A 15,199-nucleotide genomic window follows, 5' to 3' on the forward strand; every position below is an offset into this window, starting at 1 on the left:
GTTGACAAAAATAGCGGAATCGTATCACAATATATAAACCTTCATTTTAATAAATAGATAACCTTTTACATGCAAATACCTTATGAAAAAATATCTATTGACAACATTACAACCAACTATACAATTGCACATGGTGTAACATTACATATGGTGCGATTCGATAAAATTCACAACATAGTATCGGGCAACAAACTTTTTAAACTATATCATTATTTAAATACAGCCGCTGAAAATAAAGTAACTACCATTGTAACATTTGGTGGTGCTTTTTCAAACCATTTAGTAGCCACAGCTTTTGCTTGTAAACAACAACAATTAAAGAGCATTGGCATTGTTCGTGGCGAAAAACCAAAAAATATTTCACATACATTACAACAATGTATAGCATTTGGAATGGAGCTACAATTCATTAGTAGAAATGCGTACAAAAATTATGAAAATAATGAAATTGCTTTTGCTCAAATAAAAAATACTTACGACCCTTGTTTGGTTATACCTGAAGGTGGCTATGGTGTGGAGGGTTGTAAAGGTGCTGGTTTAATGTACAATTTTATGATTAACCATAACCCAACACATATTTGTTGTGCTGTAGGTACCGCCACTACTTTTGCAGGACTAGTAAAAAACAACAAGCATAATAATGTTGAACTTATTGCAGTACCAGTTATAAAAAATATGATGGATTTAGATGATAGAATTCGTTATTTAACGCAACAAAACCACGGTACCTATACTGTTTTTAATGATGCTCATTTTGGTGGTTATGCAAAACACCCTCCTTCACTCATCGCATTTATGAATAAATTTTATGAGGATACTAATATTGAAACAGATATTGTGTACACTTCAAAAATGATGTATGCTGTTATTGAAAAAATAAAAGCAGGCTATTTTAAAAAAGGCAGTAAAATTTTTTGTGTACACACTGGAGGCTTACAAGGCAACAATTCATTGCCAAGTAACATGTTGAATTTCTAATTTTTTTAACAGCACTTATAATAATCCCTTTTTATAAAAACGATTATGCTATTATATTTGTACATAATTGTTTAAAATCACAATATATTAAGTAAGTGAACATGTTATTTTTTTATAATATGCTGCACTACTGTTAAAAACAACCATTCTTGAAGCAACGTATTGGCTATATCTTTTTGTTTTGTTTTTTAAAAATGGTTGCTTGGGCACAGCAAGCACCACTACCTGCTATCACAGTAAAAACAGTGAATAATAGTGTAATTGTTAGTTGGGTGAATGACTATACCAAACCAGTAACAACCATTAACATTCAACGATCGTACGATAGTTTAAAAAACTTTAGCACCGTTGGGAGTGTGCTCAGTGCACAAAGCAGGGAGAATGGGTATACAGATGTTAACCCTCCATTCAAAAAAATGTATTACCGCATATTTATTGCGTTTGAAGGCGGTAGTTATGTAATTACAAACCCTTCAAAACCTGTTAAAGATGAAGTAGTTTTAGCGGATGCAGATGAAAACTTAGAACAATATCCTTGGTACGTTAATGTAAATGGTGTTGCAAAAATTTATTCGCCTGCTGATAAAGCAGCTACCATAAAAAACAATAACATCAACAAGCCTTCCATTACTTTACCTAACAAAGCAGATGTTAACATACCGCCTGTTAAGCCCACCATTACTTACCCAAGTAATACCATATTTACAGCGAAAGATAACAACGTGGTTATACATTTACCTAACTATGCTACAAGTAAATACACGGCAAAGTTTTTCGATGAAAACGAAACTTTTCTATTCGAATTAAAAAAATTGAATGAAGAGTACCTTATTGTTGAAAAAGTAAACTTTGTACGTACGGGTTGGTTTCGTTTTGAACTATACGAAAACGGAACATTAATAGAAGATAATAAATTTCAAATTTTAAAAGATGCTAAGAAGTTGTAACTAAATCAACCTCAAATACTTTTTTAAAATTGCGTTGTATGGCAGCTTTAACTTCATCCATATCTACCTTAGCGCCCACTTCTTTTTCAATGGATGTTACTTGTTTGTTTACAATACCACAAGGGATAATATGGTTAAAGTAATTTAAATCAGTATTTACATTTAGGGCAAAACCATGCATGGTTACCCAACGGCTGCATCGTACACCAATAGCACAAATTTTTCTTTCATAACCTTTTTTGTCGGGGTCAATCCACACACCCGTTTCACCTGCACTTCTTTCTCCTTTAATACCAAACGCTGCAATGGTTAAAATAATAACTTCTTCGAGGTTACGTAAATACCGCCCAATGTCAGTGTAAAAATGTTCTAAATCTAAAATAGGGTAACCTACTATTTGTTGTGGTCCATGGAAGGTGATATCGCCACCACGGTTGGTTTTAAAAAACTGTATCTTTTGTGCCGCTAATTGTTGTTCGCTTAACAACACGTTTTTAATATCGCCACTTTTACCCAAGGTATACACAGGTGGGTGTTCACATAAAAAAAAATAGTGTTTTGTTGAAAGCTTATTACTTAAAGTTGCATCATTACGCAACTGCGTTTTTATATCAACATTGGTTTTTAATAACTGTTCTTGGTAATCCCATGCTTTTTGGTAATCAATCATTCCTAAATCATCAAATAAAACAACTGGCATGTAAATATATTTTTACAAAGATAACTTCGTTTAAACAAAATTGTATTTTAAATACCTTACCGCCACTAACAGCGTAAATACAGTATTACAAACGTTTTTTCTTCTACAATCAACTCGTATATTGCACTTTAATTGATGTTTATGGAAGATATAATAATGGACGATAATGTTGAAAGTGAAGAGCTGTATGAAAAGCTCTCCATTATTGTTGATAAAGGACAAGTTGCACTGCGTATTGATAAGTTTTTAATGCAACGAATTGAAGGCGCTACTCGTAGCAAAATTCAAAAGGCTATTGAAGAAGAATTGGTGTTGGTAAATGATAAGCCTGTAAAAAATAATTATAAAACAAGGGCTGCTGATAAAATTGTAGTGTTTGATACAAGCAACCCAGAATCAACCGAAATTTTACCAGAAGATATTCCGCTTGATATTGTGTATGAAGATGATGATTTGATGGTGATTAACAAACCAGTAGGTATGGTGGTACACCCCGGCAGTGGCAACCCCAATCATACTTTAATAAATGCGGTGGCATGGCATTTAAAACATCATTGTCCTGAAATTGATGAAAAAGAACTCACTCGTTTTGGCTTAGTACATCGTATTGATAAAAATACATCTGGCCTTATTGTTATTGCAAAAAAACAAAAAGTAATGGCCGAGTTGGCTAAACAATTTGCAAACCATACGGTGCACAGGCGTTATGTAGCAGTTGTTTGGGGTAATTTTGAAACCCCTGAAGGTACCATAATTGGGCATGTAGGTAGGCATTTTAAAAACAGGAAATTATTTACTGTTTACCCAGATGGTGATAGTGGAAAAGATGCTATTACCCATTACACGGTGTTAGAAAATTTTAACTATGTATCAGTGGTAGAATGTAGGTTAGAAACCGGACGTACGCACCAAATAAGGGTACACATGCAATACAAAGGCCATCCATTATTTAATGATGAGTTTTATGGCGGCGATAGAATTGTAAAAGGTACGGTGTATACCAAGTATAAGCAATTTGTTGACAACTGTTTTGCTATTTGTCCAAGACAAGCATTACATGCAAAAGAACTCGGATTTGTGCACCCTGTAACCAACGAACAATTAATGTTTAATAGCGAATTGCCGCAAGATATGACCGATTTGATAGCAAAATGGCGTCGTTATAGTTTGTTCAAAAACGAAACAGAATAAAATATTTTAAAATATCATTCAATATGAAAAAGATTTTGAGTTGTGGCATTTTATTGAGTTTATTGAATTACGGCAATGCCCAAACAACGGTTAATAGAGATGTCACTATTGCCAATATGGTCAATGAAGTATTTCCCGATTCGTTGCGTTCGTATATACAAACAATGGTAAATTTTGGTACTAGAAATACGTTAAGTACCCAAACCAACCCTAAACGTGGTATTGGTGCTGCAAGGCAATATGTGTTACAAAAATTCAATCAATTTGCTTTGCAATCAAATGGAAGATTAACCGCTTTTATTGATACTACAACGTTGCAGCCAGATAAACGTCGGGTAGATACTACCCTACTGTTAGGCAATGTGGTGGCTACATTAAAAGGTACCAATCCTAATGATAATAGGGTGTTTATTATTACCGGCCATTTAGATAATATGCGTACCAATGTAATGGACCGTGTAGGTGATGCACCTGGTGCAAATGATGATGCAAGTGGCGTTGCGGCTGTGTTGGAGTGTGCACGAATTATGAGCAAACAAAATTTTGGTGCTACCATTATTTTTATGGCTGTTAGTGGCGAAGAGCAAGGCCTATTGGGTGCTACTTATATGGCCACAAAATCGAAAGCCAATAATGTAAATATTGAAGCTGTTTTAAATAATGACATTATGGGCAGCAACAATAGCAACGAAACCAATATCATTAACAATACACAAGTGAGGGTTTTCAGTGAGGGATTATCGGCTTTTGAATTAGAAAAAAATGCCAAAAATATACGTCAATTAGGATTAGAAAATGATGGCAAGAGTAGACAATTAGCCCGTTATGTAAAAGAAATTGGCGAACGCTATGTTGATAATATTGAAGTGAAACTTGTGTACAGAAATGATCGTTTTTTACGTGGGGGCGACCATACGCCATTTGTTGAAAACGGATTTACTGCGGTAAGAATTACTGAGATGAATGAAAATTATACCCATCAACACCAAGATGTAAGAAAAGAAAATGGCATACAATATGGCGATTTAATTGAGTTTATTGATTTTGAATATTTAAGAAAAAACACTGCCATTAACTTGAGTACGTTAGCCAACCTTGCAAAAGCACCAACTATGCCGGTTGATGTAAAAATTGATGTAAAGCGTTTAGGCAATAGCTCATATTTGTATTGGAAGCCATCAGCAACAGGTAATGTAAAAGGATATTATTTGTTAGTAAGAGAAACAACTAGTGCTGTTTGGCAAAAGAAAATATTTACTAATACCACTGAAATAACGGTACCTTATTCAAAAGACAATTACTTTTTTGCAGTACAAGCCGTTAACGAAAGCGGTAATGAAAGTTTACCTGTAGTACCAAGTGTAGGCCGTTAAAAATTTATTTATGGAAGATGTACCTATGCCTGATGGTAGTATATTGGTAACAATTGTAACCTTACAAATGCCTTTTGGTAAATACAAAGGAACATTATTGAAAAACCTACCTGTTAGTTATTTAGAGTGGTTTGCACGAAAAGGATTTCCTAAAAATAAATTAGGACAAACCCTACAATGCTTGCTCGAAATAAAAATGAATGGGTTAGAAGGTTTGTTACAACAAGTACAACACCAAGTTAACGCAACAAAAAGTTAGATAAAGTCGCAGTAAAAACACCTCTTTCTCTTTTTTTGAAAATGGCTTTCCAATTGCCATTGTAGCGAATAACTGCAGGTACCGTTAATATACCTACTTGTGTCATTTGAACTTCCATATTTACTTTAAAATCGTACACACCAGCATCGTAACTAAGGGTATACGTTCTGGCAACCACATCAAACGTTGTTTCATTAAACCATGTATTCATTTCATCAACCACTACATTACCTTCTTTACCAGGTTTAACTTTCTGTTTAAACACATAGCAATTAATACCATTTTTTTGTTCAAAATCAATATCCATATCATAAGCATCAGCTATATCATCATCGTAAATAGCTGTTTTATTGCTCATGAAGGGTAATCCATTAATGCGCCTACCGGGGTTAAAAAATAACATTTTCAATTGTTCTTTATGTTTTTCCATACCGGATTTACCTTCAGTTGAAAATTCATTTCCTGCAACAATATTGGTTTCGCCACACATTTCACCTTTGGTAAAAAAAATGGAAGCATACATTTGAGCGGTGTAATAATTGTATGTTTTATCATCGTTATAAAAATCACCCGTTACATTTTCTTCTAGCACTTTCATGGTTCTACAACCCTTGCTTGCTAACTGCTGGGTTTTGCTGAACAAAGAGGCATTAAGGTTACCTTTTTTATCAAGCATCCTTATATCATTAATTGCATCGAAATTGAGGATGCGTAAATTTTTAAATGCTTTGTAAAATGAAGTATCTGATTTTATTTTTTCAATAAAAGAAGGCACATTGAGTTTATTATCAATAACCACGGTTGATAATGTAATAAGTTTACTTCCCACCGCAACAGTAGTATCTTTCGGTGTTTGAGCAACAGCTTGTTCAACTAAACTACAAATCAAAAAAAGAGGCATGAAAAATTTCATGCCTCAATTTACTTAAAAAATTAACTGCTAAATTTATAAGTCGGTTGATTGCGCTATTTTATTGCTTTCGTTTTGAAGTACCACTTTTTTAGCAGCAGGTAATACATCAATACTTTGCGTTCCTACAACTGTTGCTTTGGTTGGCGGTGTTGCAGCTTTTAAGTTACTGATAGATGATGGTTCATTTGCATTCGCTACATTTTTAGGATTGCTCATAGGCGTTGCCTTTACCTCATCTAAAGAGGATGCACCACTTTGTGAACCTACTCTTTTACTTTCAGGCTGATTGTATGATGCAGGATCAATATATTTACCCTTATCCGCTGCCTTTTTTTCTTCAACTGCTACAAATGGGAATTGCTGCAAACGAGCATCATTACGAACGCCTTTTACTTCCCAACTTACTTTTACATTTGGTTGGTTGGTAGCAATTTCAAATGTATTATTAGCAATTTCTTTACTAATAATGGCTTGTGCAAAAGTGCCACCTATTACCGTTAATTGATATCTAAAATCTTTATTAATTTTTTCAAAATACTCGGGTAACTGTACCAAGGCCTTTCCGTTATTATCTGTTTGAATATTACCACTGTATACATTCAATACTTCGTTGCTTTCAATAGCTGCATGACGTAAAATTTTGTTGGTAGGATCTAAAGGATAATCCATCGTAAAAGCTTTTACACCAATAGCTGTAAAGTCGCCATTTACCACCACTTTACCTGTTGTATTTTCAATACGAAGGCGTTCACCGCCTCCGCCTAATTCAAAAATTTGATAATCATCCGTACCCGGATTATTTCTGGTATTCCATTGATTTACGCCAGCTTTTGCAAAACGCAGTGCAGCATCGCCATTATTTGCGTCAATATCTATTATAGAAAATGTATTTGATGAGCGACTTCTAATACCTGTTGCACCTCCGTGTAGAATATCTAACTTGTATGTTGGATTAGTCGTTTCGCCAATACCCACATTACCAGTGGCACGTTGAATAACCATACGGCTGCCGCCACCGCCTAACTCAAACCATTCAAAATAATCATCTGCTGGTCTGTTACGCATGTTCCATAAATTGGTACCTGCTTTTGCAAAACGCAATGCGGCATCACCTGAAGCAGCATCAATATCAACCACTGAAAAACTACCACTTGAACGGCTTCTAATACCCGTGCTACCGCCATGCAATACATCTAATTTATAAGTTGGGTTGGCTGTTTCGCCAATACCCACATTACCAGTGGCACGTTGTATAACCATACGGCTGCCGCCACCGCCTAACTCAAACCATTCAAAATAATCATCTGCTGGTCGGTTACGCATGTTCCATAAATTAGTACCTGCTTTTGCAAAACGCAATGCAGCATCACCTGAAGCAGCATCAATATCAACTACAGAAAATGAACTTGATGAACGACTTCTAATACCTGTACTACCACCATGTAACACATCTAATTTATAAACTGGATTAGCTGTTTCGCCAATACCCACATTACCAGTGGCACGTTGAATAACCATACGGCTACCACCACCGCCTAGCTCAAACCATTCTAAATAATCATCGGCTGGTCGGTTACGCATGTTCCATAAATTGGTGCCTGCTTTTGCAAAACGTAAGGCTGCATCGCCACTATTTGCATCAATATCAACTACTGAAAATGAACTTGATGAACGACTTCTTATACCTGTACTACCAGCATGTAATACATCAAATTTATAAGCAGGTATATTATTACCCACTCCAACGTTTGTACCATCATCAAATAATTGTGAGTTACCAATAGTATTGCCATTAGGCGTAAATTTTGCAACCGTATTTAAAGTACCACTACCGCCAATACTTGCTGGCAAAGGCGTTGGTGCCCATGTTGTTCCATTCCATTGTAGTACATCATTAGCATTGGGTGCTGTAGCACTCACTGGCCTTGTTTGCAAACGTGCTACAGTTGGGTTAGGGTATGTAGCTGATAAATCGCCTCCTGCTGCACCTGATGGTGGTAATGTTGTTGGTATAACACCAGGTGCTATCATAGTTGCATTAACTGCACCATTAGCAATTGTTGGGTTAGGATAAGTACCAGTTAATGAACCACCTGCTGCACCTGATGGTGGTAATGTTGTTGGTATAACACCAGGTGCTATCATAGTTGCATTAACTGCACCATTAGCAATTGTTGGGTTAGGATAAGTACCAGTTAATGAACCACCTGCTGCACCTGATGGTGGTAATGTTGTTGGTAATGGAAGTGTACCAGCAACAATTACCCTACCCTTTGCATCAACCGTGAAGGTAGGATAGTTAGCACTGTTGCCATAAGAACCTGCAGTTACACCACTTGTAATAAGTGTTGGGTTAGGATAAACGCCAGTTAAATCGCCACCAGCAGCACCAATAGGTGCAGCACCTGTTGCGTTTAATGCAAAAGGTACACTTGCTAATTGTGTAGTACCTAATGCTACAAATGATGAACCACCATTAGCATCCATTTCTACTTGTAAAAACTTTGTACCACTTGCCCAATTTACAGCAGCAATAGTACCATTAACATTGGTGGCACCACCGCTACCAATTTGCACATTAAATAAGCCAAACGCATTGGTAGTAATACTTCTGGTTTCGCTGTAAACTACAGCACCATTGGCATTGTTATCTCTTACTGATAAACGAATGGTAATATTTTTATTAGCTAAAGCGTTACCAACTGGGTTACGTGCCACCCCTTGGTAATTAAAAATGTTAGGTGCTTGTGCATAGCCAATATTCATTAATGCGATGGCTAATATAGCACTTGATATAATTTTTTTCATGATGTTAATTGTTATAGTAATCATTTAAATACACTTTCAAATAATGTTGATGCGTATTTATTATTTACTTGATTTAATAATTTTAAACGTACTAGCTCTTTTCACAATGATATCATCTGCATTATGCCCATCAGGCACAAAAACTACGTTTATGAAATAAGCACCATTGGGCAAGCCAGTTAAATCGTATCGTTCAATTCGAGTACAACAGCCGTATTGAAATCGTCGAGTATTAATTACCCTTCCTAATGCATCGGTTAATTGTAAGTTCATTTGACCTGAAATGTTTAAAAAGAAATCAAGTTCAAATGGCCCTTGCGTTACGTTTGGAAAAATTTTATACTCATTTAAACCGAATACAAAAATTTCAGGATCACGAAAAACCTTATCTGTACAAGGTTGTAGCAATCCATTAGTTGTAATAAGATTGGGTGTAGTGTAGGTATCAATAATAGCTAATTCTCCAAAACTCCATTCGAGTTGGGTATAGGAGCTGCCACTTTGATACACACCGCCGGTACTGTTTAAAATAAAGGGAATTACCGCTTGGCTTTGCCCCCTTATTGAAAAACAAAGCACCATTAGTAGCAACAAAATTGTTTTGTTTTGCATGATGTTAGTTTTGATGATTAAAATTGGTAATTGAATATATTTGTCTTTAGCATACACTTTTAAAGAAATCGATGAGGTTTATAATAAAATCTACAAACGGCTCTTTACAGTGTACGAAAATCTTTTACGAAAGTAAGTATCATTAAAATGCACAGACTACCTCATTCGAGGGATAAAAAAAGCGCCTGCAAAAATGCAGGCGCTCTAAAATATATTCTAAATACTTAAGCTATTTTGGAAAAACCATTCTATAATCAACCCTAATTTTTCCCTTACTAATATCATCTAACTTACGCTTAATCAATGTTTTTTTAAGTGGCTTAATATGGTCGATAAATAATTTACCTTCTAAATGATCGTACTCATGTAAAATAACCCTAGCTGTAATACCTGTGAAAGTTTTGGTATGTTCAGTAAAATTTTCATCTACAAAAGAGAGTGTTACAGATTCTGGTCGTACTACATCCTCCCTAATTCTAGGGATGCTCAGGCAACCTTCATTGTAGGCCCAAGGGGTTCCATCTAAAGCAACAATATGTGCATTTATAAAAGTGCCTTTATAACCCGGTGCATCAGTATAGCCATCCGTATCGCCATCTTCATCATTAGCAAATATTTGCTCACTATCCACTGTAAAAATGCGAATACTTTTATTAATTTGAGGTGCTGCCAAACCAACACCATTACTGTTATACATGGTTTCCCACATATCAGCCAACAACTTTTCTAACCCTTCATATTCAGGTGTAATATCAACTGCTACTTGTCTGAGTATTGGTGAACCATACGCCACAATTGGTAAAATCATAAAATCAAAATTTAATATTTTTATTGTTAGAAATTGCTTTGCATATACTCTTGTAACATTATTGTAGCTGCAATTTCATCTACTAATTTTTTATCTCTGCGTTGCATTTTTTTGAGTCCCATTTCAAGCATAGCATCTTTAGCCATTTTTGAAGTATATCGTTCATCAACCGTTTTAATAGGCATTGCAGGAAAAGCTTTTTGCAATCGCTTAATAGCATCTCTTGCTGGTTGTGTGCCATGTGTATCGCTTTCGTCCCAATTAACAGGTAACCCAATAATGATAAGCTCTACTTGTTCACTAACGAAATAATTTTTTAAAAAAGCAATTAATTCATGCGATGGAATCGTTGTTAAACCTGTTGCAATAATTTGCAATGGATCCGTTACAGCAATTCCTGTACGTTTTTTTCCATAATCAATTGCTAGTATTCTACCCATGGTCACTTTCTTTTAAAATAGTAAAACCATTTTCAAATGCTGCTGCATGATTATAAACCGCACTTATAAATTCGTTACCATATTTACTATAATAAGCCACAACATTATCAACCCTTTCTTGTAAATTATTTGTAGGATTAACGAAACTTTTTAATTTTAAAATTTGACGTTGCTGTGCCTCAAATTTTTTCTTTTCGGCTTTCAACATCTTCTTTTCCAATGCTAATAATTTTTGCGAAGCTTTGGTTGCTAAAGCATTTACATGTGTATTTAAGCTAGCATCTATTAAAGTTGCTGCATTATTTATAGTAGCATAGAATTGCTGTAAAGCTGCAATTTCATTTTGTAAATGCAGTTGCAGGGTTGATTGTTTTTTTACTAAATTATTTAATAAGGTTTCAGGCGTTTTAAAAATATCAAGTGTTTGTAATGATAATTTTTGCATCAAATCCATACACGTTTTATTAAGTATTGTATATGAATTTCGTAAAATTAATGGCGGAAAAAATACATCAACTGCTTCAAATACTTTTTTTAACTCAAGCCAATAAGCCATTTCACCACCGCCGCCTATAAAAGCAACATTGGGTAAAATCGTTTCTTGATAAACCGGTCTTAAAATTACATTCGGACTAAACCTTTCAGGATGTTGTTGCAACTCTGCCAATATTTCATCTTTTGTGAAATGAAGATTTGTGTTTACAACTGAAAAATAATCACCATCAGCTTCTATACGTTCCCGTATATCATCTTTTAAATAAAATAAATTAATGGGCCTACCCACTGTTTGTAATTTATACCCTTGAGGAAAGTTAGCTACAGTAGTTGCAACAGCGTTTTGTGAAAACTGTGCAGTTAGTTCTTTTTCAACAATGGGGGTAAATATTTTTTTTAGCGATGTATGTTCTGGTAATAAAACTACCAATCCAAAATTTGCAAATAATTGATGTACTAATTTAAAAGTTGACAACGCTATCGTATTGCCTAATGTGTAACAATTTCGCAATACATCAATGATGCTTTGGCCAAATGGTTCAATGGCAATTTGTCCAGAAATTTCATTTATTAAATTGATTAAAGCTTTATCAACCAACATATTTCCTACAGCTCCTTTTTGGTTGGTTTGCCAATGGTAGGTAGTTTGGTTAATGTATACTTCACCTAATTCTTCCAAATCAGCATCTTCAGTACCCATGTAATACACCGGTACAAATTTTTTATTGGGTATGCTTTCATTAAGGTGATTGCTTAATTTGATAGCATGAATAATTTTGTAGATAAAGTATAAATGCCCAGTAAAAATATTTGGTTGGTGTGCTGTACAAACTGTAAACGTATCGTTGCTCAAAAGTGCATCAATATTGGCTTGTACTGTTTCGTTCGTTTCAATTGTTGTATATTGTTCTGTTAAAACACTGTGCAGTATTTTTCTATTAACGGGGGCAAATTGTCGTGCAGCTACGGCTTCTTTTACACCATCAAGTGTAGGTTGAAAACGATACAAATCTTTCAACAAAGGATTTTCATTTAGGTAATCTATTACCAAGGTTGAAAAAGCCCCCGTTTGTTGATATGGTATATTTTCAGCAGTAAAATTCATTTGCCTTTATTTGATGTTTGTGGTGCGTTTTACAAGCTATACTAATTCTCCTTCTAAATCATAATCATAAGCTTTGGTAATTTTCACCATTACAAAATCACCTGGTTGTAGCTTTTTATTTGTGTTAATGATCACCTCATTATCTACCTCCACACTATCAAACTCTGTTCTACCAAGGTAACGACCACTTTCTTTTTTATCAACCAAAACTTTAAAAACTCGACCTACTTTTTCGGCATTTTTTTCTAATGAAATTTCTTGTTGCACTTCCATTATTTCATGTGCCCTTTCTTCTTTTTCTTCTGCACTTATATTGTCTTCCAAATCATGAGCAGTGGTATCTTCTTCATGACTGTAAGTAAAAATGCCCACCCTATCGAAACGCATTTTTTGTAAAAAGGTTTTAAGTTCTTCCACATCATCTCTTGTTTCGCCAGGGAAGCCAGCAATGAGTGTAGTTCGCAAACAAATGCCGGGCACTTTTGCTCTAATGGCTGTAACCAAATCTTCCATTTCTTCTCTGGTAATTTGGCGCTTCATGGCTTTCAACATATTGTTGCTAGCATGTTGTAACGGCATATCTAAATACTTACAAATATTATCATGGGCATTCATTGCATCTAAAATTTCCATCGGAAACTTTGATGGGTAAGCATAATGTAAACGTATCCATTGCAAACCTTCTACTGCAGCTAATTGATGTAACAAATCGGGCAACGAACGTTTTTTATAAATATCCAACCCATAGTAAGTAAGCTCTTGAGCAATGAGCATAATTTCTTTAACGCCACGTTTTACCAATTGCTTGGCTTCATCAACAATGCTTTCAATGGTTCTACTCACATGTTGCCCACGCATGAGTGGTATTGCACAAAATGAACAAGTTCTGTTACAACCCTCACTTATTTTCACATATGCATAATGCGAAGGTGTTGCAAGTAACCTTTCGCCAATTAATTCACCTTTATAATCAGCCTCAAATTGTTTTAAAATTTGTGGCAATTCCATTGTTCCAAAAAAAGCATCTACCTCTGGTATTTCTTCTTCTAAATTATTTTTATAACGTTCGCTTAAGCAGCCCGTTACATAAACTTTATCAAGCTTACCTTTCTTTTTGAGGGCCACATTATCTAAAATGGTGTTAATACTTTCTTCTTTAGCTTTATCAATAAAACCACATGTATTAATGATAACGATGTTATGATCTAACTTTTCATTTTCATGAACTGTTTCAATTTCATTGGCCAATAACTGCCCACTCAGCACCTCACTATCAACCATATTTTTACTACAGCCTAGCGTAATGATGTTAACCTTATCTCTTTTTAACGTTTTTGTCTTCATAATTTTGCAGGCGCAAAGTTACGTTTTTGCCCTTTAACTATAAGCAACTTAGTTTTCATATTGTACGTACTCATAAAAATTAACAATGTAGCTTTTAAAAAAAGCCATTTCCTTTCATAAAAAATGTAATTTTACATGGTGAAAAAATTAATACTTACAATTATAACCAGCATTTATATGATGCTCACCTGTGGCTTTGCTATGGATGTGCATTTTTGCATGGGTAGTAAAGTAGGGGTTGATTTTTACAAAACTGAAAATGAAAAGTGTGGTAAATGTGGCATGACCGAAAAGAAAGGCGGTTGTTGCAGAGATGAAGTGAGCTTTCATAAATTAACGGTTGACCATGCTGCAGCATCGCATGTATATGTTGACCATGTTTTAGAGTTTGATGCCATTTTTTTACCTCAATATTTTATTTCGGTACAAAAAGCATTTAATACTACTGCATTAGTGTCGCATGCTATTCATGCTCCACCAAACATACAAACACTCCCCTTATTTATTCGGAACCAAGTTTTCAGAATTTAAAATTTATTAATTGATTTTTTAGTGGTATCCAATACCAACTAAACAATTATTTGCATTGTTATTTTATAAAGATGATGCTTAATAATTGTTTCAACATTTTCAATTAATAAATTATAAAATCATGAAATCATTATTTTTGGCGATAGCCATTGGCTTTGCCAGTTATACGCAAGCACAAATTTCAACAATAAATTTACAAGCCAGTGGGTTAACTTGTAGCATGTGCAGTAATGCCATTAGTAAGGCATTGAAAACATTACCTTTTGCAGAAAATGTAACGGCCGATATAAAAAATTCAAGTTTTAATATCAATATTAAGCCGGGCAGTAATGTTAGTTTTGATGATGTAAAAAAGAAAGTTGAAGGTGCCGGTTTTTCAATATCAAATTTAAAAGCAACCTTACAATTTAAAAACGCCAACATTGGTAGTGATGAACATATAAAAGCCAATGGCATGGTACTACATTTTTTAAATGTACCGTCTAAAACCATAAACGGTACTACTACCATTCAAATACTCGATAAAGGTTTTGTGCCAGCAAAAACGTACAAAGCAAATACAGTTTTTACAAAAATGGATTGTTATAAAACGGGGGTTGCAGCAAGCTGTTGTTCAAAAGATGGTATTGCAGCAGGCACAAGGGTGTACCATGTAACCATTTAATGTATCAATATTAATTTTTAAAACATTATTG

At 34.7% G+C, this 15,199-nt stretch carries 15 protein-coding genes; 7 read left to right on the plus strand and 8 right to left on the minus strand.

Annotation, left to right across the window (positions count from 1 at the left end):
* Positions 1–69: 69 nt before the first annotated feature.
* Positions 70–978 (plus strand): 1-aminocyclopropane-1-carboxylate deaminase/D-cysteine desulfhydrase, encoded by a 909-nt coding sequence (locus ACFOWM_RS02915; RefSeq protein ID WP_379706850.1) that lies wholly within the window; start codon positions 70–72, stop codon positions 976–978.
* A 149-nt stretch (positions 979–1,127) separates the two neighbouring features.
* A complete protein-coding gene (locus tag ACFOWM_RS02920; RefSeq protein WP_379706852.1) occupies positions 1,128–1,925 on the plus strand; it encodes a hypothetical protein in 798 nt (265 codons plus the stop codon).
* On the opposite strand, the gene lipB is transcribed toward ACFOWM_RS02920, so the two are convergent.
* A complete protein-coding gene (gene lipB, locus ACFOWM_RS02925; RefSeq protein ID WP_379706855.1) occupies positions 1,912–2,625 on the minus strand; it encodes a lipoyl(octanoyl) transferase LipB in 714 nt (237 codons plus the stop codon). The genes ACFOWM_RS02920 and lipB overlap by 14 nt on opposite strands.
* Before the next feature lie 141 nt (positions 2,626–2,766).
* Here lipB and ACFOWM_RS02930 point away from each other — a divergent pair, with 141 nt between their 5' ends.
* From ACFOWM_RS02930 to ACFOWM_RS02940, 3 genes are read left to right on the plus strand one after another with little or no spacing between them, the layout of a single operon-like run.
* A complete protein-coding gene (locus ACFOWM_RS02930; protein WP_379706857.1) occupies positions 2,767–3,816 on the plus strand; it encodes an RluA family pseudouridine synthase in 1,050 nt (349 codons plus the stop codon).
* 23 nt (positions 3,817–3,839) lie between these two features.
* Complete coding sequence (locus ACFOWM_RS02935; RefSeq protein WP_379706860.1) at positions 3,840–5,189, plus strand: M20/M25/M40 family metallo-hydrolase; 1,350 nt, start codon at positions 3,840–3,842, stop codon at positions 5,187–5,189.
* Between the two features lie 10 nt (positions 5,190–5,199).
* Positions 5,200–5,448, plus strand: coding sequence for a DUF3820 family protein (locus ACFOWM_RS02940; protein WP_379706862.1), 249 nt, complete (start codon positions 5,200–5,202; stop codon positions 5,446–5,448).
* Here ACFOWM_RS02940 and ACFOWM_RS02945 read toward each other — a convergent pair.
* From ACFOWM_RS02945 to rimO, 7 genes are all read right to left on the minus strand, one after another.
* Complete coding sequence (locus ACFOWM_RS02945) at positions 5,429–6,361, minus strand: hypothetical protein (RefSeq protein WP_379706864.1); 933 nt, start codon at positions 6,359–6,361, stop codon at positions 5,429–5,431. The genes ACFOWM_RS02940 and ACFOWM_RS02945 overlap by 20 nt on opposite strands.
* Before the next feature lie 33 nt (positions 6,362–6,394).
* Positions 6,395–9,169, minus strand: a complete 2,775-nt coding sequence (locus tag ACFOWM_RS02950) for a hypothetical protein (RefSeq protein ID WP_379706866.1) — start codon at positions 9,167–9,169, stop codon at positions 6,395–6,397.
* Positions 9,170–9,229: 60 nt separating this feature from the next.
* Positions 9,230–9,781: a hypothetical protein gene (locus ACFOWM_RS02955; RefSeq protein WP_379706869.1), complete on the minus strand. Its 552-nt coding sequence runs from the start codon at positions 9,779–9,781 to the stop codon at positions 9,230–9,232.
* A 229-nt stretch (positions 9,782–10,010) separates the two neighbouring features.
* Entirely contained in the window at positions 10,011–10,589 is a 579-nt protein-coding gene (gene def / locus ACFOWM_RS02960) for a peptide deformylase (protein WP_379706872.1), read from the minus strand.
* A 26-nt stretch (positions 10,590–10,615) separates the two neighbouring features.
* On the minus strand, positions 10,616–11,029 hold the full coding sequence (ruvX, locus tag ACFOWM_RS02965; RefSeq protein ID WP_379706874.1) for a Holliday junction resolvase RuvX: 414 nt from the start codon (positions 11,027–11,029) through the stop codon (positions 10,616–10,618).
* Positions 11,022–12,629, minus strand: a complete 1,608-nt coding sequence (bshC, locus tag ACFOWM_RS02970) for a bacillithiol biosynthesis cysteine-adding enzyme BshC (RefSeq protein WP_379706877.1) — start codon at positions 12,627–12,629, stop codon at positions 11,022–11,024. Before bshC ends, ruvX begins: the two co-directional genes overlap by 8 nt.
* 36 nt (positions 12,630–12,665) lie before the next feature.
* Entirely contained in the window at positions 12,666–13,973 is a 1,308-nt protein-coding gene (gene rimO / locus ACFOWM_RS02975; protein WP_379706879.1) for a 30S ribosomal protein S12 methylthiotransferase RimO, read from the minus strand.
* A gap of 135 nt (positions 13,974–14,108) precedes the next feature.
* On the opposite strand from rimO, the gene ACFOWM_RS02980 reads away from it, so the two are divergent.
* Together ACFOWM_RS02980 and ACFOWM_RS02985 are read left to right on the plus strand one after the other, a co-directional pair.
* Complete coding sequence (locus ACFOWM_RS02980; protein WP_379706882.1) at positions 14,109–14,504, plus strand: HYC_CC_PP family protein; 396 nt, start codon at positions 14,109–14,111, stop codon at positions 14,502–14,504.
* Between the two features lie 121 nt (positions 14,505–14,625).
* On the plus strand, positions 14,626–15,168 hold the full coding sequence (locus ACFOWM_RS02985; RefSeq protein WP_379706883.1) for a heavy-metal-associated domain-containing protein: 543 nt from the start codon (positions 14,626–14,628) through the stop codon (positions 15,166–15,168).
* The last annotated feature ends 31 nt before the right edge of the window (positions 15,169–15,199 follow it).

This window comes from Ferruginibacter yonginensis, from assembly GCF_042651465.1.
GTDB classification, from domain to species: Bacteria; Bacteroidota; Bacteroidia; order Chitinophagales; family Chitinophagaceae; genus Ferruginibacter; species Ferruginibacter yonginensis.